This is a genomic window from Thermococcus barophilus MP (assembly GCF_000151105.2).
In the GTDB taxonomy this organism is placed as follows: Archaea; Methanobacteriota_B; Thermococci; order Thermococcales; family Thermococcaceae; genus Thermococcus_B; species Thermococcus_B barophilus.
In genome coordinates this window covers 415699-438918 of the sequence record NC_014804.1, presented here as the reverse complement: position 1 = coordinate 438918, position 23220 = coordinate 415699, and the positions used below count along the sequence as shown (strand labels likewise).

The 23220-nt window shown below is 43.4% G+C and carries 23 protein-coding genes; 12 read left to right on the top strand and 11 right to left on the bottom strand.

What is annotated here, in order from left to right:
• Positions 1–32 precede the first annotated feature (32 nt).
• From TERMP_RS02600 to TERMP_RS02585, 4 genes are all read left to right on the top strand, one after another.
• The gene (locus TERMP_RS02600; RefSeq protein ID WP_013466798.1) at positions 33–1079 is read left to right on the top strand and encodes a hypothetical protein; all 1047 of its coding nucleotides are present in this window, start codon (positions 33–35) and stop codon (positions 1077–1079) included.
• A gap of 51 nt (positions 1080–1130) precedes the next feature.
• Entirely contained in the window at positions 1131–2561 is a 1431-nt protein-coding gene (gene cysS / locus TERMP_RS02595; RefSeq protein ID WP_193385912.1) for a cysteine--tRNA ligase, read from the top strand.
• 104 nt (positions 2562–2665) lie between these two features.
• Positions 2666–3847, top strand: coding sequence for a DUF1576 domain-containing protein (locus tag TERMP_RS02590; RefSeq protein WP_202795444.1), 1182 nt, complete (start codon positions 2666–2668; stop codon positions 3845–3847).
• Positions 3848–3849: 2 nt separating this feature from the next.
• The gene (locus TERMP_RS02585) at positions 3850–4197 is read left to right on the top strand and encodes a hypothetical protein (RefSeq protein ID WP_013466795.1); all 348 of its coding nucleotides are present in this window, start codon (positions 3850–3852) and stop codon (positions 4195–4197) included.
• A 2-nt stretch (positions 4198–4199) separates the two neighbouring features.
• Here TERMP_RS02585 and TERMP_RS02580 read toward each other — a convergent pair whose 3' ends face one another.
• A complete protein-coding gene (locus tag TERMP_RS02580) occupies positions 4200–4448 on the bottom strand; it encodes a hypothetical protein (RefSeq protein ID WP_013466794.1) in 249 nt (82 codons plus the stop codon).
• A gap of 97 nt (positions 4449–4545) precedes the next feature.
• Here TERMP_RS02580 and TERMP_RS02575 point away from each other — a divergent pair, with 97 nt between their 5' ends.
• From TERMP_RS02575 to TERMP_RS02565, 3 genes are all read left to right on the top strand, one after another.
• Positions 4546–5862 (top strand): M20/M25/M40 family metallo-hydrolase, encoded by a 1317-nt coding sequence (locus TERMP_RS02575; protein ID WP_013466793.1) that lies wholly within the window; start codon positions 4546–4548, stop codon positions 5860–5862.
• A 70-nt stretch (positions 5863–5932) separates the two neighbouring features.
• Positions 5933–6580, top strand: a complete 648-nt coding sequence (locus tag TERMP_RS02570; RefSeq protein WP_048159728.1) for a phosphoribosyltransferase — start codon at positions 5933–5935, stop codon at positions 6578–6580.
• Between the two features lie 12 nt (positions 6581–6592).
• A complete protein-coding gene (locus tag TERMP_RS02565) occupies positions 6593–6919 on the top strand; it encodes a hypothetical protein (protein WP_013466791.1) in 327 nt (108 codons plus the stop codon).
• On the opposite strand, the gene TERMP_RS02560 is transcribed toward TERMP_RS02565, so the two are convergent.
• A complete protein-coding gene (locus TERMP_RS02560; RefSeq protein WP_013466790.1) occupies positions 6898–8685 on the bottom strand; it encodes a DUF4932 domain-containing protein in 1788 nt (595 codons plus the stop codon). The genes TERMP_RS02565 and TERMP_RS02560 overlap by 22 nt on opposite strands.
• Positions 8686–8779: 94 nt before the next feature.
• On the opposite strand from TERMP_RS02560, the gene TERMP_RS02555 reads away from it, so the two are divergent.
• On the top strand, positions 8780–9760 hold the full coding sequence (locus TERMP_RS02555; RefSeq protein ID WP_013466789.1) for a metal ABC transporter solute-binding protein, Zn/Mn family: 981 nt from the start codon (positions 8780–8782) through the stop codon (positions 9758–9760).
• A gap of 13 nt (positions 9761–9773) precedes the next feature.
• On the opposite strand, the gene TERMP_RS02550 is transcribed toward TERMP_RS02555, so the two are convergent.
• The 4 genes from TERMP_RS02550 to TERMP_RS02535 are packed head-to-tail and all read right to left on the bottom strand — an operon-like array spanning position 9774 to position 14580.
• Entirely contained in the window at positions 9774–10679 is a 906-nt protein-coding gene (locus tag TERMP_RS02550) for an ABC transporter permease (RefSeq protein ID WP_013466788.1), read from the bottom strand.
• Positions 10676–11710, bottom strand: a complete 1035-nt coding sequence (locus TERMP_RS02545; RefSeq protein ID WP_013466787.1) for an ABC transporter permease — start codon at positions 11708–11710, stop codon at positions 10676–10678. The genes TERMP_RS02550 and TERMP_RS02545 overlap by 4 nt, the downstream gene beginning before the upstream one ends.
• The gene (locus tag TERMP_RS02540) at positions 11700–13229 is read right to left on the bottom strand and encodes an ABC transporter ATP-binding protein (RefSeq protein ID WP_013466786.1); all 1530 of its coding nucleotides are present in this window, start codon (positions 13227–13229) and stop codon (positions 11700–11702) included. Before TERMP_RS02540 ends, TERMP_RS02545 begins: the two co-directional genes overlap by 11 nt.
• Before the next feature lie 31 nt (positions 13230–13260).
• Positions 13261–14580 (bottom strand): BMP family lipoprotein, encoded by a 1320-nt coding sequence (locus tag TERMP_RS02535; protein ID WP_013466785.1) that lies wholly within the window; start codon positions 14578–14580, stop codon positions 13261–13263.
• A gap of 131 nt (positions 14581–14711) precedes the next feature.
• Between TERMP_RS02535 and TERMP_RS02530 the strand changes: the two genes are divergently transcribed.
• Positions 14712–15167 (top strand): hypothetical protein, encoded by a 456-nt coding sequence (locus TERMP_RS02530; protein WP_048159727.1) that lies wholly within the window; start codon positions 14712–14714, stop codon positions 15165–15167.
• On the opposite strand, the gene TERMP_RS02525 is transcribed toward TERMP_RS02530, so the two are convergent.
• From TERMP_RS02525 to TERMP_RS02505, 5 genes are all read right to left on the bottom strand, one after another.
• A complete protein-coding gene (locus tag TERMP_RS02525) occupies positions 15162–16535 on the bottom strand; it encodes a bifunctional hydroxymethylpyrimidine kinase/phosphomethylpyrimidine kinase (RefSeq protein ID WP_048159726.1) in 1374 nt (457 codons plus the stop codon). The two genes, TERMP_RS02530 and TERMP_RS02525, sit on opposite strands and share 6 nt — an antisense overlap.
• Positions 16513–17142, bottom strand: a complete 630-nt coding sequence (thiE, locus tag TERMP_RS02520; RefSeq protein ID WP_013466782.1) for a thiamine phosphate synthase — start codon at positions 17140–17142, stop codon at positions 16513–16515. Before thiE ends, TERMP_RS02525 begins: the two co-directional genes overlap by 23 nt.
• The gene (gene thiM / locus TERMP_RS02515) at positions 17132–17932 is read right to left on the bottom strand and encodes a hydroxyethylthiazole kinase (RefSeq protein WP_013466781.1); all 801 of its coding nucleotides are present in this window, start codon (positions 17930–17932) and stop codon (positions 17132–17134) included. The genes thiE and thiM overlap by 11 nt, the downstream gene beginning before the upstream one ends.
• Position 17933: 1 nt before the next feature.
• A complete protein-coding gene (gene cytX, locus TERMP_RS02510) occupies positions 17934–19211 on the bottom strand; it encodes a putative hydroxymethylpyrimidine transporter CytX (protein WP_013466780.1) in 1278 nt (425 codons plus the stop codon).
• Positions 19212–19375: 164 nt separating this feature from the next.
• Positions 19376–20974, bottom strand: coding sequence for a hypothetical protein (locus tag TERMP_RS02505; RefSeq protein WP_013466779.1), 1599 nt, complete (start codon positions 20972–20974; stop codon positions 19376–19378).
• An 85-nt stretch (positions 20975–21059) separates the two neighbouring features.
• Between TERMP_RS02505 and ftsY the strand changes: the two genes are divergently transcribed.
• From ftsY to TERMP_RS02490, 3 genes are all read left to right on the top strand, one after another.
• Positions 21060–21962, top strand: a complete 903-nt coding sequence (gene ftsY / locus TERMP_RS02500) for a signal recognition particle-docking protein FtsY (protein ID WP_013466778.1) — start codon at positions 21060–21062, stop codon at positions 21960–21962.
• Between the two features lie 135 nt (positions 21963–22097).
• Positions 22098–22442 (top strand): translation initiation factor eIF-1A, encoded by a 345-nt coding sequence (gene eif1A, locus TERMP_RS02495; RefSeq protein WP_013466777.1) that lies wholly within the window; start codon positions 22098–22100, stop codon positions 22440–22442.
• A gap of 6 nt (positions 22443–22448) precedes the next feature.
• On the top strand, positions 22449–23219 hold the full coding sequence (locus TERMP_RS02490) for a serine protein kinase RIO (protein ID WP_013466776.1): 771 nt from the start codon (positions 22449–22451) through the stop codon (positions 23217–23219).
• Position 23220: the final 1 nt, after the last annotated feature.

Genomic DNA, 23220 nt, shown 5'->3' with positions numbered 1-23220 from the left:
TAGGACTAATTTCTATTAGGGGAGTGGTAGTAATGCGGAAGATTTTTCTCCCATTGCTACTTTTGATTCTTCCATTAGTGACTCCTGCTCCAACAATTTCGGTAGCCTTCTGTTCCTCCGGTTTCCGGATAATAGTTGCTCCTACGACTTCTGGGGTAATATATGTGGGGGCTGGACTCTATGATCTGAAACCTCAGAATTTTGGCGAGTGCATAGCGATGTTTGACCCTCCAACTCAATATGCCCGCTTTTATTTGGTGAACTCAAGCGATGCCTACTATCTCGGCGGCTACTACGAGTATGGCACTGAGAACAGAACCCTCAATGAGGTACTATCTACGGTGGAGAGGAACGTCGTTCCAGTACTTGGGAATCACAGCGGTGATTATGTCATCTTTTCCTTCAAAAACGGAACATATAAAATTCCCGTCAAGGAACTGATGTTTTACTTGTGGAGTGACAGCCTATTAGATCATTTAGTGGCTTTTCCTTCTGGAATGGGGATTGTAATTGTTCCAGCAGTTGAAATTGATGCCATTGAAAGCAACTTCACAATCATGAGAAAGCCCGGAAAGCAAGTTGATAAAACTCTAATTGTGTTCAATGTTACGTACCATGTGTTTATTGGGTATCTCATTATGATCAACGGCACAGCAATTCGATGGGAAACTCAAAAGGTAGATAGGATGAATCTAACTTGGGATGAGCTTTCAGAGATGTTCAATAAGCCCCTCTATGCTTTTTACTTTGATGGGAAAACGCTGAAGTCCTATCCCTTGATAAAGGTCAAGCTTTCATGGATTGGGAATGCATTTCATCTCTCCCCAAAGTACGAATTTATTAATCTCGCTCCTTCATACGAACACATGACTACACAGAAAGAGATAAAAACAAAAACATTGAGCCCAAATCTCATTTCTGAAACATTTTCAACCTCCATACACAGTACAAATCTTACCAGTTCCCCTCTCACAAATCACACCGTTCAGAACAGCAAATCGGAGATTCCAAAACTTACCTCACTTCTCCTGATATTGCTGGTGGTTATCTCTGTCTCTCTATTCCTAAAACGCAGATGATTGCCACCAACGATAGTCTAATAAAACCCAAGCAAAAATCTTCTTCAGGTGATAGAGGTGAAAGTGTACAATACTCTTACAAAGCAGAAGGAGGAGTTCAAACCTCTGAGAGAAGGAGAAGTCAGGATGTACGTTTGCGGCCCAACCGTTTACGATTACACTCATTTAGGACATGCAAGGACGTACATTGCTTTTGATGTCATAAGGCGTTATCTGGAGCATAAGGGCTACACTGTTTTGATGGTCATGAACTTTACAGATATAGATGACAAAATCATCAGAAGAGCTCAGGAGACTGGTGAAGATCCAAAGGAATTGGCTGAGAAATTCCTGAAGTATTTCCTCGAGGACATGAAGGCGTTGAAAGTTAAGCCGGCTGATATTTATCCAAGAGTTACAGAGCACATCGAGGACATCATAGACTTCGTGAAGAAGCTGGAAGAGAAGGGCTACGCCTACGAAGGCTCTGACGGCGTTTACTTCGAGGTTCAGAGGTTCAGGGACTACGGAAAGCTCAGCGGAATAAAGCTTGAAGAGCTCAGAAAAGGAGCAAGGGTTGAGCCCGGTGAAGGGAAGAGGAATCCAGAGGATTTTGCCCTCTGGAAGAAAGCCAAGCCCGGAGAACCAAAGTGGGATTCGCCATGGGGCGAGGGAAGACCGGGATGGCACATTGAGTGTTCAACAATGAGCACCAAGTATCTGGGAGAGCAGTTTGACATTCATGGCGGCGGAAATGACCTAATATTCCCTCACCATGAAAACGAGATAGCACAGACGGAGGCATGCACGGGTAAGGAATGGGTTAGGTACTGGCTCCATACAGGTTTCGTCATGGTAAAAGGAGAGAAGATGAGCAAAAGCTTAGGAAACTTTGTCACGATAAGGGAGCTTTTGCAGAGATACTCCCCGGAGGTTATAAGGTTCTTTGTCCTGCAGAAGCACTACCGCTCACCTCTTGACTATACAGAAGAAGGGATACAGCACGCAAAGAACAACCTTGAAAAGCTTTACAACACAATTGAAAACATCAGAATTGCCCTTGAAAAAGCTGAGATACCATTTAAGTGGAGCAAAGAGGAGTTTGAGCTCTATGAAGTAATTAGAGAAGCTAAGAGGAAGTTCTATGAGGCAATGGACGATGACTTTAACACAGCTGAAGCCATGAAGCCGATATTTGAAGTGGCAAACGCTGTGAACAAGTACTTAGCAAAAGTGGAAAAGCCAAAGGAAAGCGTCCTGAGAAAAGCCCTTGAGTTTTTCAAGATGGTCGGTGAAGTCTTTGGAATCTTTGAGGAATACTTCAAAGAGACAAAGGAGACAAAAGAAGAAGAACTGATTGAGTTGTTAATCCAAGTTAGAGCTGAGTTGAGAAAGCAGAAAAACTACGCTTTGGCGGATAAAATTAGAGCGGAGCTTAGAGAGCTCGGCATACAGCTTGAAGACACTCCACAGGGCACAATTTGGAAGAGGATAAACGTTTAAATAGCTGAACAACTGAATTACCATCTCCACAACTCATAGGAGGAAACACTTCAATGAATAGGCTATCTCTCAGATTTTACATTCTTTTAACCCTTCCGCTTCTAATGATCGTTGCTGCATTTTTGCTTGACACCCCAGAAAACATGATTAAAGGTCTCAAAGCCATAGTCCTCCATTCTGATGTGCTCCTTGTGGACTACTTGGCGGTCGGCGGCATAGGTGCAACGCTGATAAATTCAGCCCTCCTAACTTTAGCCAACGTATATCTACTTTATCGACTCAAAATCGAGCCCACAGGCCCAATAATTGCGGCGGTACTGACAATAGCTGGGTTCGCCTTTATGGGGAAGAACATAATAAATGTCTGGCCGATATACGTTGGTGGCTACCTATACACCCGATACAAAGGAACATCCTTCAAGAGCGTCATTCTGATCATGATGTTCGCCACAACACTTGCGCCCCTTGTAACCGAGCTCCTCATAAGCCCCTCCTTGGGTAAATTTGGGTTCATTGCTGGATTTCTTGGCGGAGTAATTGTGGGTTTCATAATGCCACCTCTCTCAGCCCACATGCTCAGGGTTCACGATGGATACAACTTGTACAACATAGGCTTTACCGGCGGGCTTCTTGGGGGAGTATTAATGGCAGTGAAGAGGGGTCTGGGAATTGAACCAGAAAAGCAGTTTATATTGAGCAGTGAATACGACCTTGAGCTGAAGATCCTCCTCAGCGCATTCTTTTTATTTCTCCTGTTCTTAGGAGTTTACCTAAACGGCAGAAGTCTTAGGGGATACAGGAGGATAATGAAACTCAACGGAAGAATTGTCACAGATTTTGTTCAGCTTGAAGGTTTTGAGGTTTCACTGATCAATATGGGGATCATGGGGCTGATGGGTTTGGCTGTGGTTGCATTAGCGAAAAGCCCAGTTAACGGTCCTGTTGTGGCTGGCCTTCTAACCCTTGTTGGCTTTTCAGCGTTCGGAAAGCATCCACTCAACTCGCTTCCAGTCATTCTTGGCATTTTCCTTGGAGAAATCCTGATATTCAAAAACATCCATCCAACGGTGTTGGCAATAACCGCACTCTTTGGAACAACGCTTGCACCAATAGCCGGATCTTTTGGAGCTTTGGCAGGGATAGCTGCGGGAATGCTGCACATGTTTGTAGTCCTTAACGTGGGTTATCTCCACGGGGGGATAAACCTATACAACAACGGGTTTTCTGGAGGTATAGTTGCCACAATTCTCGTTCCGATACTTAGAGCATTCGGAAAGGAGGCATAAAAATGGATGAGGAACCCAAAAAGATAGCAAAAATCGTTGATGAGCTGGTAACGTTCTGCCTCCGTCATGGGGCAAAAAAGCTGAGCATTCACATTGAGGATGAAGGTGATGCCTTTAGAATACACTTGCATGTTGACAGGATAAACAGGGACGATCCCCTCGTAAAGGAGCTTACCAAGCTTCTATCCCTGCCAAAACATGATGAAATAAGTGAGTACTACTGGACGCTTGTTGGGGAAGTTGAAGAAGACACGGAGCTTTCAGTTATTGGCATGATGACAGACAGAGCAGAGATAAAATTTAAGAACAACTCTGTGTCGTTAACTCTCTACAGGAAAAAAGAGACGTAAAGTTACTCTTTTTTCTTTCTAAACTCATTTATCAGCTCTTTCGCAGCTTTTACCATCTCTTCAAGAGTTGCGCTATCGTGGCTGATTCCAATGGTTATCTTTGCATGGGTTGTTGCGTATGAGAAATACAGTGTGTTCCCCTGGCTCTTTGCAAAGAACTGCTCCACAGTTTCAGCCTCTTCTCCAACGTCATCTTCTCCACCGGGCATGATTTCTGGGTTGTCATCAAGTATCATTGGTCTTGGCTCCATTTTTCCACCTCCCAGCTTTAATTTACAGACGCTCCTTTTAAAACTTTGAGCTAAAAGGTTAAATATCATTTCGATGAAAATCTTAACGGTGCTAAAAATGATGGAATTATTGTCCCAGCTGATTGAATTTGAAACCGTAAATGACCCAGCCAAAGGAAAGAAGCCAAACAAAGAGTGTCCAAAGTTTATCAAAGACGCTCTTGCCTCTTGGGGAATAGAGAGCGAGATAATTGAGGAAGATGGATACTACACTGTTTACGGTGAAATTGGAGAAGGAACACCAAAGGTCATGTTCATGGCACACTTTGATGTCGTTCCAGTGAATGTAGAGGAATGGAAGACCGATCCGTTTAAGCTGACTGTAATCGGGAACAAAGCCTATGGAAGGGGAAGTGCAGATGACAAAGGCAACGTTGCTGGGGTAATGCTCGCTCTAAAGGAGCTTTCAACAAAAAGGCTCAGTGGGAAAGTGCTTTTTGCTTTTACTGGAGATGAAGAAATCGGCGGCAAATTGGCAATGCACATAGCGGAAAAGCTGAAGGAGGAGAATAAGATCCCACAATATTTAATCAACGCCGATGGGGCTGGAATGAGCCCAATAATCAGGAGAAGAAAGGGATTTGGGGCTGTAATTGAAATACCCCAGCAGAAAATTACAATTAGAGGCAGAGTTATAAAAAAGTCATTCACCATAAGCACACCCGTACTTCAAACAAGACATGCCGCCTACTTCATGCCTGGTGTAGATGCTCACCCAATGATTGCCCTTTCTCACTTCCTAAGGAACAACGATGTCTTTGCTGTGAAATTGGGGGGTAAATTCCTGAAGTCAAACGTTCTGCCAAGCAGAGTTGAGCTGACATATGTGGAACCTGATGAAAGTGGGGAAGAGATTGAGGTAGATTTGGGCTTAACAGAGCTTTTAAAGAGCATAGTTCCGTTAGTTAGAGCCCCGATAAGTGCTGAAAGATACAGCGACTTTGGAGTTTCAATAACCCCCAACTTATATTCATTTGAAAATGGGGTTCATAGGCTCAGACTTGATATAAGGGCGATGAGCTACTCCTCTGGGCAGATAGAAAAAGTGCTTAAGGAAATTTTAGAGTTTAACATTCCAAATGCAAAGCTGACTGTTAGACACAATGAAAAAGCTGGCTATTTATTTACATCACCAGATTCAAAGCTTGTTAGGGTAATGATGAAAATCTTAGAAAGCTTTGGAGAGAAAGCCAAACCTGTTGAAGGTGCTGGGGCATCAGATTCGAGGTATTTCACTCCCTATGGTGTTGAAGCAATAGATTTTGGACCGAGAGGAGGAAATGTTCATGGACCTAATGAATATGCCGATGTGAGTTCTCTTGAACTGCTACCCAAAATTTATGCAGAGGTTGCAATGAACCTGCTTAAAAAGTGATTTTTGCATTTCATTTTTCTCATGGAAACATTTAAATATGCCCAATTCATTAACGCCGTTAAGGGAAATCATGAAGAAGTTTCCAGCATATCTCGCTTCTTGGGATGATATTGAGAGATGGGCAAAAGGAGGAGCTCAAAAGATTCTTGACGAAGGCTGGAAGCCAGATGTTGTAGTCGGGCTTGCAAGAGGTGGCTGGGTTCCAGCGAGGCTGTACTGTGATTATCTCGGCATCAAAGATTTAGTAAGCATCAAAGTTGAGCACTGGGGGATTACAGCAACACCAGATGGAAAGGCCAAGTTAAAATACGGAACAGAGTATCCTTTTGAAGGTAAGAAAGTCCTAATTGTTGATGACATAGCTGACACAGGGGAAAGCTTGACTCTGGCCAAAAGCTATGTTGAAAGCAAGAGTCCAGCTGAGGTTAAAGCCGCAACCCTGTTGGTGATAAAGACCTCAAAGTTCAGACCCGATTACTACGGGGAGGAGATTGACTGGGCGTGGATTGTGTTCCCATGGAACTTCGTTGAAGACATGATAAACCTGACAAACAACCTCTTTGAAGAAAAAGAAAAGCTCACTACAGATGAAATCATAGCTCTTTTCAGGGAGCTTCATGGTATTGAGGTTCCAAAGGAGAGACTTGAACATGCTTTGGGCATAGCAGAGAAGAGAAAAATATTTAAGAGGGAAGGAGAATTCTGGCTCAAACCTTGAGGTTGTGGTATCTTGGACAAGAAGAAAACCATAGAAGCCATCAAAAACCACAGCAATTATTCAAGAGAAATTTATGAAATGCACGAGGAGAGCATAAACAATGCTATCGACAACTATGAGCAGCTGAAAGAGGATTATCTAAATGATCATTCACGGGCAAGGATAGTTAGGATTGTCATAAATGACGACAACGATTTGCCTCTGGCAATTGAGTTCCACAAAAAAGATGATTCATTCAAAGGCTTCAGCATTGCAATTGGGAAGCCGTACATAAAGAGTGACAACAATGGGGAAAACAGAAGAGGAGATGGAGAGAGTTACGATGAAGGCAGCGGCTGAACATAGAATCCATCTTCTATCTTTTCTCCATCATAGATTTCATAGCTGACCAGATAATAGGTTGGATTTCTGTATCTTCTCGTTGAGTACCTGTCTGCACCAGCAATCCAGATTATGTAATTATCTTTTTTCAGGGGATTTCTTATGGCAAGCAGCAGAGATGTCTGAGGTGAGCTGTAGGAGAGTTCCATGAAGGGGATCTCTTTTATATTATCTGGAGTTATTAGAAATGTCCTAACACTTCCGAACTCTGGGTTTTTCTCTAAAATCCAAGCACCATTTTTGTAGACGAATCTCAATGGAAAATACCCCTCAAACTGCTGCACGACCTTATTGCTGACAGGACCCCCTATGAGGATTAAGTCTTTCCTTAAGTCCTCATTTGTCATATTTACATCAGCTTTGACTTCAATTTTAATGTATTCATGCCACTGTGAGTAAAATGTTTCGAGATAGCTTTTCACTATCTCCGCAGTTTCTCTATCATATTCGGATCCTTTTTTATCTGGATTTTGAGTGCCGTAGACAATCACCACTTCCCCTTCTCTAACAGTATCATCCAAGGCCCTTAGGGGTGTTACAGGAACATTGTTCTCGTAAATTTCCTTGGTATTTTCAGGGGGGATTTTTTCAACAAGCTCCTTGAGTATTAGGGGGGTGTATTCACTAAAACTCCGGTTTTCTTTTATGCTTAGGGCTGTGTATTTCTGGTAAAGCGTTATCATGTAATCCTGCCAGAATTCACCCCATGCCTTCTGCATTTGGAGGTTCCACTCGGCATAATCCTTGTCTATATGGCTTAGTGCGAAATATGCCCAAGCATCGGCAAAGCTCTCATAAATCATCATAGTGTCAAACCAGAAGTGGATATCATAAGTCGCCAGATATGGCATGTCCTCCTCTATCGTGTCCTCAAGATAGCGGAGAGGTTCAACTTCAGAGCTGTAATACTCATCAAGTTTCTCGCTGGTGATATCATGTCCAAGCTCATGGTAGATAAAGTCCAAAATCCAAAGCTCATCAAATTTCCTGTTATTTACATAAACAGCGTTGAGAGGAACACCAAATATGGTATCCTTGGCCCTTTCTAAGCTCCATAAAGTTCTCGGGGGAGCCCGTCTTACAAGAGGCGGCATTCCACCGGAGCCGTAAATCTCAGTACCATTATCCTTGGCATAAAAGCTGTGTCCGTGGATGCATAAAAGATAAGGCAGATGAAATTCAAACATTACGTTTGTCAAGTTCATGTAGTGCTTCATGAATTCATCTGGGGGTAATAGGTGAATAGCAGAAGTATACACTTCCAAATCTCGCTTGTAGTATCTTTCATGTGCCTTAAAGAACTCCATGAAGTTCGTATCCTGAGCAAATGTCCTTAGAGCATCGATGATTTTGTCCAAATCTGAGTCCTGCCACCCTGCATAAATCCTCTTCATTTCTGGAGGATTTGAGAATTGAAGGATATATGCATCGAGGACAAAAAGCTTGTAATCTCTTTGAGGAATTGTCTCTGCATCGCTGAAGTATTGCCTCAGTATTTGAACTGCAGTATGGTTCTTATAACTGGCAAAATATGCCTCAACATCTTGGATGTAGTCATGATGGGGTATGACGAACTCATCAGCCCCGAAAGCGAGGTAATAAACGATGCTCAAAAGCTCCTCATTTGGATTTATCTCAACATAAACCTTGTCTGTTTGATACTGATACGAATAGACCGGAGAAGTGAGAATCACAAAAATTAAGAAAATCAAAAGCTTCCTCACAGATCTCCACCCATAAGGATTTTGAACCTATCTTTAAAAAATTTGCACAAGGTTTTAAAGCTAAACAGATTAATGATTTTAGGGTGACCTAAAAATGAGGGCAAAAGCATTAATCCTCATACTCATCCTCACTTCACTATTATCTCCCGAGGTGAGTGCTGAAAAGCCCCTTATAGTCGCAAGCATACCTCCCTTGGCGGAGATCGTAAAGGAGGTATTTGGCGACTCTGTAGATGTCGTTTACATCGTTCCACCAGGAGCTGACCCCCACCAGTACCAGCTTACTCCCGAGCAGATTGACCTGATCAAAAAGGCAGATGTTGTTGTAACAGCCAACGGACATCTACCAGCAGAGCAGAAGATGAAGCAACTCAAGGAAGAAGGAACAATAACCGCAGATGTACTGTTTGCGGAGGATTACGGGAAATACGGCTTCAGATTTCTGCCTGAAAGATGGTACAATAATAAAAACAACCCACATGGGATATGGCTTGACCCATACAATGCTCTGGCAATTGCAAAAGCTACAGCTGAAGCATTATCGGAGAGATATCCGCAGAATCGAGAGCTTTATGTGAGACAGTATGAGAGGTTTGAAACAAAAGTTCTGGCAATAGTTAAAGCGTATAAAGCTTTAGCTGAGAACTCAACTGCCATTATCGAATTGCCCTCTCAGCAGTATGCCCTTGAGTGGCTTGGGGTAAAGGCTGTCGCATCTATAAAGCCTGAAGCAGAGGTTCCTGCCAAAAGTGTTGACGAAATGCTGAAAACAGCAAATGCTGTAGATTTCATAGCTTACTCCTCCAAAAGTCCAGAGGCTCTAAAGAATGCTGCTATTGAACTTGCTCAAAGGTCTGGAAAGCCCTTAGCCGACATAACAACAATCTGGGTCAATAAACCATATACCGAAGTTCTTATTGAAAACTCCAAAGCCATAGTGAGTGTGCTGAACCAGAAAACAACACCCATCCAGCAAACTACAAAAGCAGAAAACATTAATGTTACATATATTATTCTCTCATTAATCGTTGGAATTTCGCTGGGGATGGCAGTTGGAGCTTTGATTAAGAAATAGGAAAAAGAAAAGCTCACTCTCTCTTGTATGGCCTTCCATCCCACTTCGGTGGCCTTACCTTTCCGATTATTCCTGCAACAATGATTATTGTCACTATGTATGGCAGTGTTGCAACAAACTGCCACGGTATTATCTGAGATATCGCCGGATTTGTCCTGACCCATACTGAAAGGTTGTCGAAGAATCCGAAGATAAATCCTCCAATCAATGCCCTGACCGGGTTCCATCCGCTGAACACCATGTTGGCTAATGCTATGAAACCTCTACCTGATGAAATCTCTTTTGTAACAACTCCAAGCCAGTCCACGCTTAAATAAGCTCCTCCAAGCCCAGCTAAAGTTGCTCCATAGACTGTTGCTAAGAATCTATACCTTTCAACGTTAACACCAAGGGCATCTGCTGCCTCTGGATTCTCACCGACTGCCCTAATCCTAAGGCCAAGAGGGGTGTTGAAGAGAACCCAGTGGGTAATGAACACTATTGCAAAGGTTATGGGGATCATTGGACTCAAGCTACCGTATTGAGTATTTATGAGAGGCTGAATCCTGAAGTTGGTGGGGACTTGATGCTGTCCTGCTGTCCCCCATATTGCTGGAATTCCGAAGGCAACTACACCAAGAGCGAGGATATTAACGCCGATACCTGGAATTATGTGATCCCCCTTTAAATAAACGGTTATAGCACCATGAAGCATGCCAAGAAGCATGCCAATAAAAGCTCCGCCTAAAAGGCCTATCCATGCATTGCCGCTTGTTTCTGCAAACATTGCTCCAAAAAGGGCTGCCATGAGGAGTATTCCCTCATATCCAATGTTAACAACTCCAGCCCTTTCACTTACAACTGCACCAGTACTTGTTAGAACTATTGGAACCATTGCCGTTAACGAACCGAGGAGGATCGATACCACCATGTCAATCATCTTCTCACCACCTTCTTAACCAAGTCCCACAGTCCCGGAACTGCCACGGCAACAACAATTATACCCTGAACAACTTTAACCATCTCAAGTGGAACCCCTGCATCTATCTGCATATATGTTGCTCCAGCTTTAAGTGCACCAAAGAATATACCGCTGAATATTATGCCTATTGGATGATTTCTTCCAACCAGAGAAACACCTATTCCATCGAAACCGTACCCGTAAATGTTTGCCATTCCCTGGCTTATAGCATAGCTTGGAGGTCTTCCCATGACTTCAGTAGCCCCGGCAAGTCCGCTCATTATTCCACCTATGACAAATGACCAGATTATAGCCCTTTTTGGATTTATTCCACCGTATTGTGCTGCCCTTTCATTGTACCCGCTTGCTCTCAGCTCAAAACCAAGAACCGTATGCCACAGGATGTAGTAAGTTATGACCGCTGCCACTATCGCAATGATAAAGGCAAGTGAAAGCTCGCTTCCCTTCATCAGCAACGGTAATCTTGCACTTGTAGGAACTTCAAGGGTTTTATTGGGGTCATTTGGATTTGCTAAGGGTCCTAAAACAAGATACAACGCCGTATAAAATGCAATCCAGTTCAGCATGATTGTTGAGATAACTTCGTGAACTCCTCTGTACACTTTTAGGAGTGCTGCTGGCAATGCCCACAGTATCCCTGCAATTATTCCACCTATCAGGCCCAAAACAGGATTTGCAAACATGTTTGTGAAAACTATTGCCGCTATTGCACCGAAATATACCGTACCTTCAGCACCTATGTTGAATATTCCAGTCCTGGCACTTATTGCAAAAGTTAAACCAGTGAGGATTATAGGGGTGGCCGAGCTGAGCGTCATTGACCATCCATAAATGGATCCCACAGCACCTTTAACAAGAGCAACGTATGCCTCCACTGGACTGTAGCCGGAAACCTTCAGCACCACTGCTCCAATAACAACTCCAATAATGATTGCAATGAGGCTTTCAAGTAGGGGTTTTATAATGTTTGACAGCTTATCAGCTTTCATCTTTGATACCTCCCATCATAAGTCCAATCTGTTCTTCTGTTACCTCTTCAGGCTTCACTATGCCAACGAACTGCCCCTCATACATTATCGCCATCCTATCGCTCAGCTGGAGAACTTCATCCAGATCTGCAGAGACAAGCAGGACAGCTTTGTTCTCATTTCTAAGCTTAACAAGGTAGTTCCTGATGTACTCGGTTGATGCAACATCAACTCCCCTGGTTGGCTGGGATGCCACTATTAATTCAGGATTTTTACTGACCTCTCTCGCAACTATGAGCTTCTGCTGATTCCCACCGCTCAAGCTTTTGACAGGTGCATCAACGCCGGGAGCGACTATGTCAAACTTCTCAATAAGCTTTTTAGCATGCTCCTTGACACTGCTCCACCTGATAGAGTTTAGTATTCCCGTGAACTCCTCCCTCCAGTGCAGTCCAAGAACAGCATTTTCTGCAACAGTCATGTCAAGTATGAGCCCCATATGTGTTCTATCCTCCGGAATATGTGCTACACCAAGGTTGTAGAGCTCTTTTGGAGGTCTGCCTGTGATGTCTTTTCCGTTCAGAATTATTTTCCCCTTTTCAATTTTTCTCAGCCCGGTTATTGCTTCGATAAGCTCTGTCTGGCCGTTGCCTTCAACACCGGCTATTCCGAATATCTCTCCCGCCCTAACTTCAAAGCTTAATCCTTTGACGGCGTCTTCTCCTCTGTCCCCCTTCACCCACAAGTCCTCTACTCTTAGAATGGGCTCCCCCGGTTCTTTTGGGGGCTTTTGGATTCTCAGCACGACATCTCTGCCAACCATCATCCTTGCCAAGAGCTGGGGGGTTGCTTCGCTTGTATTAACCGTTCCGATAACTTCTCCCTTTCTGAGGACGGTGACTCTGTCAGTTATTTCCATAACTTCCCTGAGCTTGTGGCTGATGAATATGATGGTCTTTCCTTGTTCTTTGAGTGTCCTTAAAACATCAAACAGCTCCTTAACTTCAATAGGAGTTAGCACGGCAGTCGGCTCATCCAGTATAAGAACATCAACATTCCTGTACAAAACTTTTAAAATCTCAATCCTCTGCTGAACACCAACGGGGAGATTTTCAACCGGAACATCAAGGGGAACTTGAAAGTTCAATTCATCCATAAGCTTTTGAAGCTTTTTTCTGGCATTATCTACATCTATCTTTGAAAAATGCCCGTGTCCCTCCATCCCCAGGATTATATTGTGGAGAGCATCAAAAACCTCAACAAGGGTAAAGTGTTGGTGAACCATACCAATACCATTTGCAAGAGCATCAGCGGGGCTCTTAAATTGAACTTCCCTACCCTTAACATAGATTTTACCCTCTGTTGGCGGGAGCATTCCGGATAAAATTTTCATCAAAGTTGTCTTACCAGCTCCATTCTCACCCAAAAGACCGTGAATCTCACCCTGCTTAACTGAAAAATCCACACCTTTCAAAGCCTTAGTTCCATCCGGGTAGATTTTAACAATGCCTTTCATGTCTATAATGGGAACTTCCTCCATAAGCTCACCTCCAAGAAAAAGAGAAAAGAAATCAAGAGCTCTTCTCCCACTTCTTAGCGAGTTCTTCCATTTCCTGCCAGGTCTTGGCGTTTCTAATAGCTTCAATTTGTTCTTTGTTGAATGCCTTTGGAACTACTATTTCACCGCTGATTATTTTTTGCTTCAGCTCATCCACTGCCTGCCAGATCCAGTCTGGAACCTGCTTTCTTGTCTGCTCAAGTTTTGCAAAGAGCTCATCCTCGCTCTTCAAGCCAAGCTCTTCAAGCTTCTTCTTCTTAACGTCCTCTGGAAGTGAGTTGAACATTGCCTTAACGTCATCAATTGTGCTTAAGCCTACACCGCCGTCAGCCAAGCCAAGCTCCATGATTCCTCCTTTCCATTTGCCCTTAACGACCATCTCAACTGCCTTGTAGACACCGACATCAACTCTCTTCATCATCGATGCAATGATTACTCCTGGCTTGATCCAGTCCTGTGCTGAGTCGACACCAATAGCAAATGGTGGTCCCATTTCTTTTCCTTGGCTCTTGAGATACTCACTAACGGCATCAAAGACACCCAATCCTACAGCACCAGCGACTTGGTAGATAACCCATGCACCCTGTCCAAGCTGAGCCTGGGCAGCGGTCTTACCTTTTGCTGGGTCAGTGAATGAGCCTGTGTAGGTGTACAAAACTTCAATGTTAACGTCTTTTCCGGTCTTCTTCTTGTAGTAATCCTCAGCCCACTTGATTCCAAAGCGGTAACCGCCTTCAAATTTGTAGAGAACTGGGATTTCAATACCGAGAACAATACCGACCTTGTCCTTACCATCGTTTGCCGCTATGAGCCCGGCTAAAGCTCCTGCAAGGGCTGAGCCTTCATTCTCCTTGAACAGAATGCTAACGACGTTTGGCTTGTCTGGGATGAACCCATCAACAATTGCGAACTTTTGGTTGGGGAACTCATCTGCAACCTGCTTGACGGCATCAGTCATCATGAAACCAACTGCAATGATTAGATCATACTTACCGCTTTGAGCGAGAAGCCTGAGGTTCGGCAAGTAATCGCTCTCACTCTTGCTCTGGACTTCCTTAAGCTCAAGACCAAAGTCTTTTGCTGCCTTCGAAGCTCCCATATACGCCATGTCGTTAAAGCTTAGATCTCCCCTACCGCCAATGTCATAAACCACAGCAATGGCACCTTTAAGCTTGGGCTTCTCTTCTGTTGCTGTCTGTGTGGGTGAAGAAGTTGCTGGAGATGACTGGGTTTGGGTGGGTGTTGTTGTTTTTTCACCACCGATACATCCACTGGCAACTACACTAAATGCCAAAACACCGATTAAAAACAAAGCAAGCACTGACCTCTTCATGTCGTAACCCCCTGCAAAGTTGTTTCACTCATGAAGAACTGCACATGCAAATATATACTTTGTGGTGTATTTTGTTAGGTTTTTCGAAAATTTTTCGAAAAATTTATTAAGCTATTCTCACATTTCATCACATGCTGAGAGAAATAGCACACTTAAGTAAAGGGGTAATATTGATCACTGGAGACGCAAAAAAGATTACCAGAATTTTCCTTAATGCCTGGCTTTCAAATGGGATGACGTTCTTGGCAGAGCATCTCCCTTTCGATGTAAAATACCCAGGGAATGTTTTCATAGGAAGTTTAAATGAAGGAATAGAATTTGATGGGTACTTAATATATAATCTCCTTTCTCGACCAAAAAATGAAAGAGCAAGGGTTTATGAGTGGATAAAGGAGCACAGTAATAAGCTGATTTTAATCTATGAGACCAAGTACATGAAAGATTCCGTGCTTCGTTATGGAATTAAAGAATTAATTAATTATCTAATTGCATACAAAAGAGAGACACTCGGATTTGAGAGGATTGATGTCTACAAGTTCGAAGAAGGGAGAGTGGTTGAGAAAAAGACCTATGTGAGAAGGTCATAGAATAATTTTGACTTTCCTTAGCACATCCTCTGGAGATTCCCCAAATATCAGCATCAGTGCTTCTCCTCCCCAATTGCCAAGATGGCATATTATATCCGGTTTTTCACTTAGCATTTTTATTGCTGTTTCAATGTCTCGAGGAATTGTCGCTTCTTCTTTAACCTTTATTTTTTCCAGTTCTTTCCGTCTATCATAGAATGAAACTCTAAATCCGTTTTTTTGAGCTTTCTTTATCAATTCCTCGCTGTATCTTAAATTAAGCGCACTTCTAATCTCCGGATAAAGCTCCATGAACTTTAGGACTGCACTTACTAAATAGTTTGATGCTCCAAATTCTACACTACCAACTGCTTTTACTGTATTCCCAACTCTTACAATCTTGCTCCCAGCCACGTCTTTGGGGGTTCTTGCATAAAGCCTCGATAGTGCATAAACAAAGTCCATGCCAGTTTCCGGCACATGGGGCAAAGTTCTGTCTCCAATTTTCTCAAGCTCCCTTACAGCTTTTACTAAGCTTTCATAGACCCGCCATTTCTCCGCTGGAATTTCAATCCAGGCGTTTTGATTAACTGGGCAGTGCCCTTTCCCAATTCTTGCACCATAAAAGATGCCCATTGTTATGAACTCTTTTGCAACCTTAATTGCTTCCTCTAAGTCCTTCCCTTTTGCTAAGTTTGCAGTTATCGCCGCTGAGAATGAGCAGCCGGTTCCATGGGTGCAGCCTTCAACAAAAGGAGCCCTGTATTCCCTAAACTCCCCACCATAATACAGCACATCAACGGCTTCACTGAGATTTAAGTGCCCACCTTTCACTATTGCCGCTTTCGCTCCCAGCTCTTCAACAATAATCTTTGCAGCTTTTTTTGCATCCTCGAGAGTTTCAATTTTAATACCGCTCAGCTTTTCAGCTTCTGGCTTATTTGGCGTTACAAGTGTTGCCAAAGGTATCACATATTTGAGAAGGGCATCCACTGCATCTTCTCTCAAAAGAGGAGCTCCGCTCTTAGCGATCATCACTGGATCAACCACAAGTGGGAATTCATACTTCTCCATAGTCTTTGCAACAGCCTTTATTATTTCAGCGCTGCTCAGCATTCCTGTCTTAGCTGCATCAACTCCAATATCATCTGCAACTGCCTCAATCTGCTTTGCCACAACCTCTGGAGATACATCATAAATCGCTCTAACCTCCTGAGTGTTTTGAGCTGTGACCGAGGTTATTGCCACCAAGCCGTGAACTCCAAAGGCTGAAAAAGTTTTAAGATCAGCTTCAATACCAGCGCCTCCCCCGCTGTCGCTCCCTGCTATCGTTAGAGCTGTTTTTACATACTTCCTATCATCCACACTACTCACCTCCCAGATATTCATCAATTATCCTCCTCATTTCTTCAGCTGCCTTTTTCACGTCCTCAGCACCAACTATGGCAGAGATAACCGCTATCCCATCAACGCCGATCTCCAGAACTTTTCTAACATTTTCGTGGTTTATCCCACCTATCGCAACAACTGGGATTTTTACTGATTCAACTACTTTTTTTAATCCCTCCAAACCCAGAACTCTGGCATCTTTCTTTGTTTTTGTTGGAAAAACCGAGCCGGCTCCGAGGTAATCGGCTTTTTCTCTTTCTGCCTTCAGAGCTTCCTCCAAACTGTAGACTGAAGCTCCAATAATTAAGTTTGGAGCAAGTTCTCTGGCTATATAAACTGGCATGTCTTCTGGACCGAGCTGAACGCCATCTGCATCAACTGCTAAAGCCACATCAAGCCTGTCATCAACAAAAAACAGTGCGCCATATTCTTTCGTTATCTTTCTGAGCTCTTTTCCAACTCTTACCATCTCCCCAGTCGGCGCATTTTTAATCCTCATCTGTATTGCAGTCGCCCCTCCTTCCAGTGCCGCTTTTGTGGTCTCTATCTCATCCCTGAGCCTTCTATCGGTGATGACATAAAGCCTGAGCCTTTTCTTAAGGTTCAACTTTCCTCACCTTCGCCCGTTCAATTATTAGCTCCTCATCGATTCTGTAGAGCCAGTCATAGAGCTTTACATGAAAGCTCCCCGGATATTTGGCTTCCTCACAGGCTTTCTCAGCTGCAATTCCAAAGATCGCCAGTGCAGATACAGCAGCTTTCAATGGCTCTTCAACAGCTGCAAAGGCACCGGTTATTGCAGTAACCATACACCCTGTTCCCGTGACTCTCCCTAACATCTCATTGCCGTTGTATACTGCGTAAACTCCCTTGCCATCACTCACATAATCTACTGGACCAGTGACAGCCACAACAGTGTTGAACTCCCTTGCCGCAGTTAAAGCCAGCTCTTTAGCCTTGTCCTCTTCATATGTTGCCGAATCAACACCCCTTGTTCTTCCATGCTCACCAAGCAAAGCCGCTATTTCACCAAAATTGCCGCGGAGGATCGTTATATCTCCGATCTCGAGGAGTCTTAGGGCTGTTTCGGTTCTCAGCTTAGTGGCTCCAGCTCCTACAGGATCAAGGACTGTAGGCTTTTTCAGCTCACTGGCAATTTTAACAGCTTTTTCCATTGAGGGAATCCAGTGCTCATCGAGGGTTCCAATATTAACCACAAGGGAATCCGCTATCCTCAGCATGTCTTCAAGCTCATCTCTGGCATGTGCCATCACAGGTGAGGCTCCAAGGGCTAAGAGGGCATTGGCGGTTGTGTTCATCACCACAAAGTTTGTAATGTTCTGAACGAGCGGTTTTCTTTTTCTAACTCTTTCCAAAGCTTTGGCTATCCACTCCATGCTACCACCTCTCCGATAGGTAGTAGAGAACACTCACCAAAACGAAGGTTGGAATGCTTGAGCCGAGCTTAAAGCCAACATCGCTCAAAACTGGAATGTGAACCCCAAACAGCCCTTCAACTGCAAGCAGCATGTAGAACACAAACCCCAACGCCCAGATTATCAGGGCTTTTCTATTGTATCCTGCAAATTTTCCATTTTCATCTAAAAGCTCTTCAGCATTGTATCCTTTCTTGACAAGGAAATAGTCTGTTATCATTATTGCGGTTAGAGACACAAATGCTCCCCCAATTAGCAGGAGAAAGCTTTCATACTGATCAACTGGAAATACCAGAGCCAGCAAAGTCCCCAATGCTCCAACAAGCAGAACTTGCTTTCTTGCATCTGCTCTTGGTGAGATGTTCTTGTAGGTTATTGCCGCTGAATAAACATCAAGGAAGGTTGTGGTCACCGTGGAGAACACTATTATCAGCATTGCGGGGATTCCGATTCCATATGCTGCTATTATTCCAATTGGGTCGCTCTCTCCTATTGCCATATTTGTTAGCGCTCCGACAAAGTAAAACAACGATGACGAGATAAAGTAACCTATGTAGGTTCCCCAGAACGCCGAACTTTTGTCCTTAGCGAATCTTGAATAATCTGCTATAAGGGGCGCCCATGAAAGGGGCATTGCAATAACTAAGTCAAGAGCCAGCATCGTTCCCATTTCGCCCGTTCCGGGCTTTGATAAGATCTCGTTGAGTGAGAACTGCTTCAGCGTTACATAAGTTAGCCAAATGCTCAGTACAAGGAGCAAAGCTGCTGCCGCTTTTTCCAGCTTATCCCAGTTCTTTGGTCCAATGTAAGTCCATGCAGTTACCAGCAAACCGAGAAGAACCACCCAAAGAGCATAGCTTTCAAAACCAAAATGCTTCGAGACAGCATTCATTGCATTTGCACCAACGATCAGCATTATTGCCGTCCAGCCTATGAGCTGGAGGTAGTTTAGAATTGAAGGAAGGACTGAGCCCTTTATTCCTAATGCGCCTCTTGAAAGCACCATCGTTGGAACTCCAGTTTCTTCGCCTTCAATCGCTATTAATCCCATAACTGCGTTGCCGATTAGATGTCCAATTATTATCACCGCTATTGCTGTGAGCAAAGGCAGAGCTGGAGTCAGCAAAGCTCCTGCCCAGAACTCTGCAATGCTTATTCCAGCACCGAACCAAATAGCAAAGAGCGTTAGGAATGTGAAAGTTCTTTCAGATGTGGGTCTTATATCATACCCCCCATCCATAATGCTCACCGTCATAAACTCTTCGCATAATGTTTATAACTCTTTTGTAAAATTCTATAACTAAGTTATACAAATCCTTAAAAAAGTTTGGAACAAGTATGTATATGCTGGATGACGAGCGGTTTCGGAACTGAGAAGTGATGACACCAGCTATCGCCGACAGCTTATTTCTTTTTAAGATACAGTCTCACTAACAGCACAAGAACAACAAACACAAAAATACCTCCCACCAATTTTATCCTTGGTTTTCCATATTCCTTGAAGCTCCCACTCCGGACGTCCATTAAAAGAAGTAGCAGAGCATAGTCCTCAGAGCAGCCTCTATTTTGATAGTCCTCAGCAAGCTCACTCTCGCATTTAGGGGAGCTATAATTTCTCAGGAACTCATCTATAGCTCTTGTTTCGCCAGCAAGATAATACCATAGCAAAGCAGTCGCAGAAGGTCTTATGGAGTCGCTCCACCAGTCGTAATGTGGGTAAAGTTTAAAATTGTAGCATCCTCTGCCGCATTTCTCAACTTCGGCGCAGTCAACTCGCATATAGCTTCTGTTTGTAAGCCTCTTGAAAAGGAATACATTCACTTCTGGCTCCCAACTAACTTCCTCTGGAACCGTGAAGTTCAGGCTTCCGCTTATTGTAAAATTCTTTTCAAGCGCTTTAAACTTCAAGCTTCTGCTCAAGAGATAGTAAAAGGTTCCGTTTTCAGTTATTTGGCTCAAGTTGGTTCCTTTGAATAAGACGCTCAGAGAATAGTTTTCTTTTGAGTTCCAGAATAAATCTGTCGAAATGTAGAGTGTGTAATCACCAGCAAAGGAAATCCTCGTTTTGTTCAGAATGGATACCATAAACCTAACGGCACTCTGATTAATCTCTAATCTTTCTTCTTTAATGAGCACCAGAGGAACCACTAAGCTCTCAAAGGGCTCTCTATGATAAAAGTGAACGCTTGGAAAACCAAGCTGATAGAATGGAAAGCTGTACTCCCATTTGGGTGTTTCGTTTTCGAGGAGATATGTCAAGTAATCTTTGTTAATCAAATTCTCAGGCTTTAGATTTGAGTTGAGCCACTGCAAGGACTTCGATACGTTATATCCCAATCTATGGAGAAGCGCGACAGCATAAGCTGTGGCAACTAAGCTGGGCTTTTCTTTGAATCCCCACACTTTTTCAGCCTCTTTACAGCTCGAAACTCCTACTTTGGAAGAAGATACCGTGTAAACATATGTCCAGTATGTGCCGTTCTTCATAGTTTTCAGGAGATATTGCACTCCTTTCTTTATCACAGGAGAATTTCTAGGCTCGCCAGCATCTAAGAGCGCATACAAAATCAGAGCCGTTGAAGCGGCTCTGGAGCATGTCGTTATATAGCTATACTCAGGACACTTCTTGAATGAGAATCCGTAAAGGCAGGAGGGAAAGCCTTCAAATCCTTTGGGCCTCTCTGCATAGTAATAAGCATCGCAGGAAGGAACACCGGACACGTCAAAAGTTATGATAGGGGGAAATGAACCGTCATCTTCTTGAAGCGACTTCAGCCATTCAGCGTAATTCTGAATAAGCTTTTCATTTGGGATTCCTGACCTTGTAACTGCTATTATTTCCAGGAAGCGGATGTAAATTGCATAATTGAGTTCAGCATTCTCGACAAAATTGACTTGAGCTTCGAGTTTTTGAATAACTTCCGTTTTAGCTTCCTCAAAAGAGAAAGCTGTAGCTGAGGGTAGGAAGAGTAAAATTATCATGACAACTGAAAGCTTTTTCATGAAATTGAATTCGCCAAATACCTTAAAGCTTTTGTGCTGAGAAGCCTTATAAACCTCTCACCCAATTCAATTCTGGTGGTGAAATATGTTTGGAAAGCTTAAAGAGAAGTTAAGCTCATTTGTTGATAAGGTTGCTCAAACTGAAATAAAGGAAAAAGATGTTGAAGAGGCTTTGTGGGATCTGGAGCTGGAGCTTTTAGAGGCGGATGTTGCATTGGAGGTCGTCGAAGAGCTGAAGGAGAAAATCAAGCAGCAGCTGGTTGGTCAAAAGGTTAAAATTGGGACTGATAAGAAAAAGATCGTCGAAGACGCTGTAAGGAAAGCTGTTCTTGAAGTTCTTACACCCGAAAGAAAAATCAACCTTCTTGAGATGATAAAAGCAAAGAAGGAGAAGCCCTTTGTCATAGTGTTTGTTGGGTTTAATGGCTCCGGAAAGACAACAACTATAGCCAAGCTCGCTCATTGGCTCAAGAAACACGGCTTAAGTTCAGTAATAGCAGCAAGTGATACATTTAGAGCGGGAGCAATTGAGCAGGTGGAGGAGCACGCAAGGAGAGTTGGCGTTAAGGTAATCAAGCACCGCTATGGCGCTGATCCAGCTGCTGTGGCTTATGATGCAATCCAGCACGCAAAAGCGAGGGGCGTTGACGTAGTTTTAGTCGACACAGCCGGCAGAAACGAGCTGAACAGGAACCTTATGGATGAGATGAAAAAGATTGTTAGGGTTACAAAGCCTGACTTAGTAATTTTTGTTGGCGATGCCCTGGCAGGAAACGCCATAATTGAACAAGCGAGGCAGTTCAACGAGGCTGTGAAGATCGATGGGGTAATTCTTACAAAGCTTGATGCCGATGCAAGGGGAGGAGCTGCGTTAAGTATAAGCCATGCAATTGGAGCACCGATACTCTTTGTAGGCATTGGGCAGGGGTATGATGACCTAAAAGAGTTCGATGAAAAGTGGATGATCGAGAAGATCTTTGGGGAATGAATTCTATTCCCTATTCTTATGTCCAATTTTATGCATGCAAAAATTTTTAAAGTCTCGCATCTATGTTTCTGTGGAAAATTTTTGCAAAGCTTATGCTTATAAATGCATAAGTTTTAATCACTGGAGGTGATGCTCATGGCAAGACCCAGAAGAGATAATAGAAAAGTTGAAGGGGATGAAGTTATTAGGGTTCCTCTTCCGGAAGGAAACCAGCTCTTCGGAGTTGTTGAGCAGGCTTTAGGGGCTGGATGGATGGATGTTAGATGCGAAGACGGAAAAATCAGGAGATGCAGAATTCCTGGAAGGCTTAAGAGGAGGATGTGGATTAAGGTCGGGGACCTGGTAATAGTTCAGCCTTGGCCTGTGCAAACGGACAAGAGAGGCGACATTGTATATAGATATACAAGAACCCAAGTTGATTGGCTTATAAGAAAAGGAAAGATAAGTCAGGAGTTTTTAACCGGTGGATTAACGTTGTGATGTTCTATGGAGAGATTTGATAGGGAGATTGCAGAGATACTTGGATTAGACGAGCGTAGGGAAAAGGACAGCGAATTGTTCAAAGTTTTCAGCGAGGTATTTGATAAAACAACCGTCGAAACTTTAAGCTACTTTCACAGAAGGGGCAAAATAGAGCAGCTCCTTGGAGTGATTTCAACGGGTAAAGAAGCAAATGTCTTTATGGGAACTGACAGCAAAGGCAACAAAATAGCAGTCAAAATCTACCGAACCTACACAACGGAATTCAGAAGAATCTGGGAGTATTTAGCAGCTGATCCAAGGGTTGGCTACCTTCCCAAGGACATAAGAAAGCTCGTCTTTGTCTGGACACGGAGGGAATTCAAAAATCTGCAGAGAGCAATGAAATATGCTGTTAGAGCCCCAGAGCCAATTGCTTTCCGCAACAACATCTTAATAATGGAGTTTATTGGAGATGAAGTTCCAGCTCCGCGTTTAAAAGATGTGGAGAAAGTATTAGAAAAGAGAGACTTCGAAGAGCTTTATGAGTTCTCGATGAGTGCAATAGAGAGGCTTTGGAAGAGAGGGGATATGGTTCACGGTGATTTAAGCGAGTACAACATCTTGATCTGGGAAAAGCCTGTGATAATTGACTGGTCTCAGGCAACTGTGAAGAGAAATAGGATGAGCTTAACCCTGCTGTATCGTGATTTAAGGAATATCATCAATTACTTCGGTAGAAAAGGTGTTGCTGTTGATGATCTCGAGGAGAAGTTCAAAGAGCTGACAGGTGATTGAT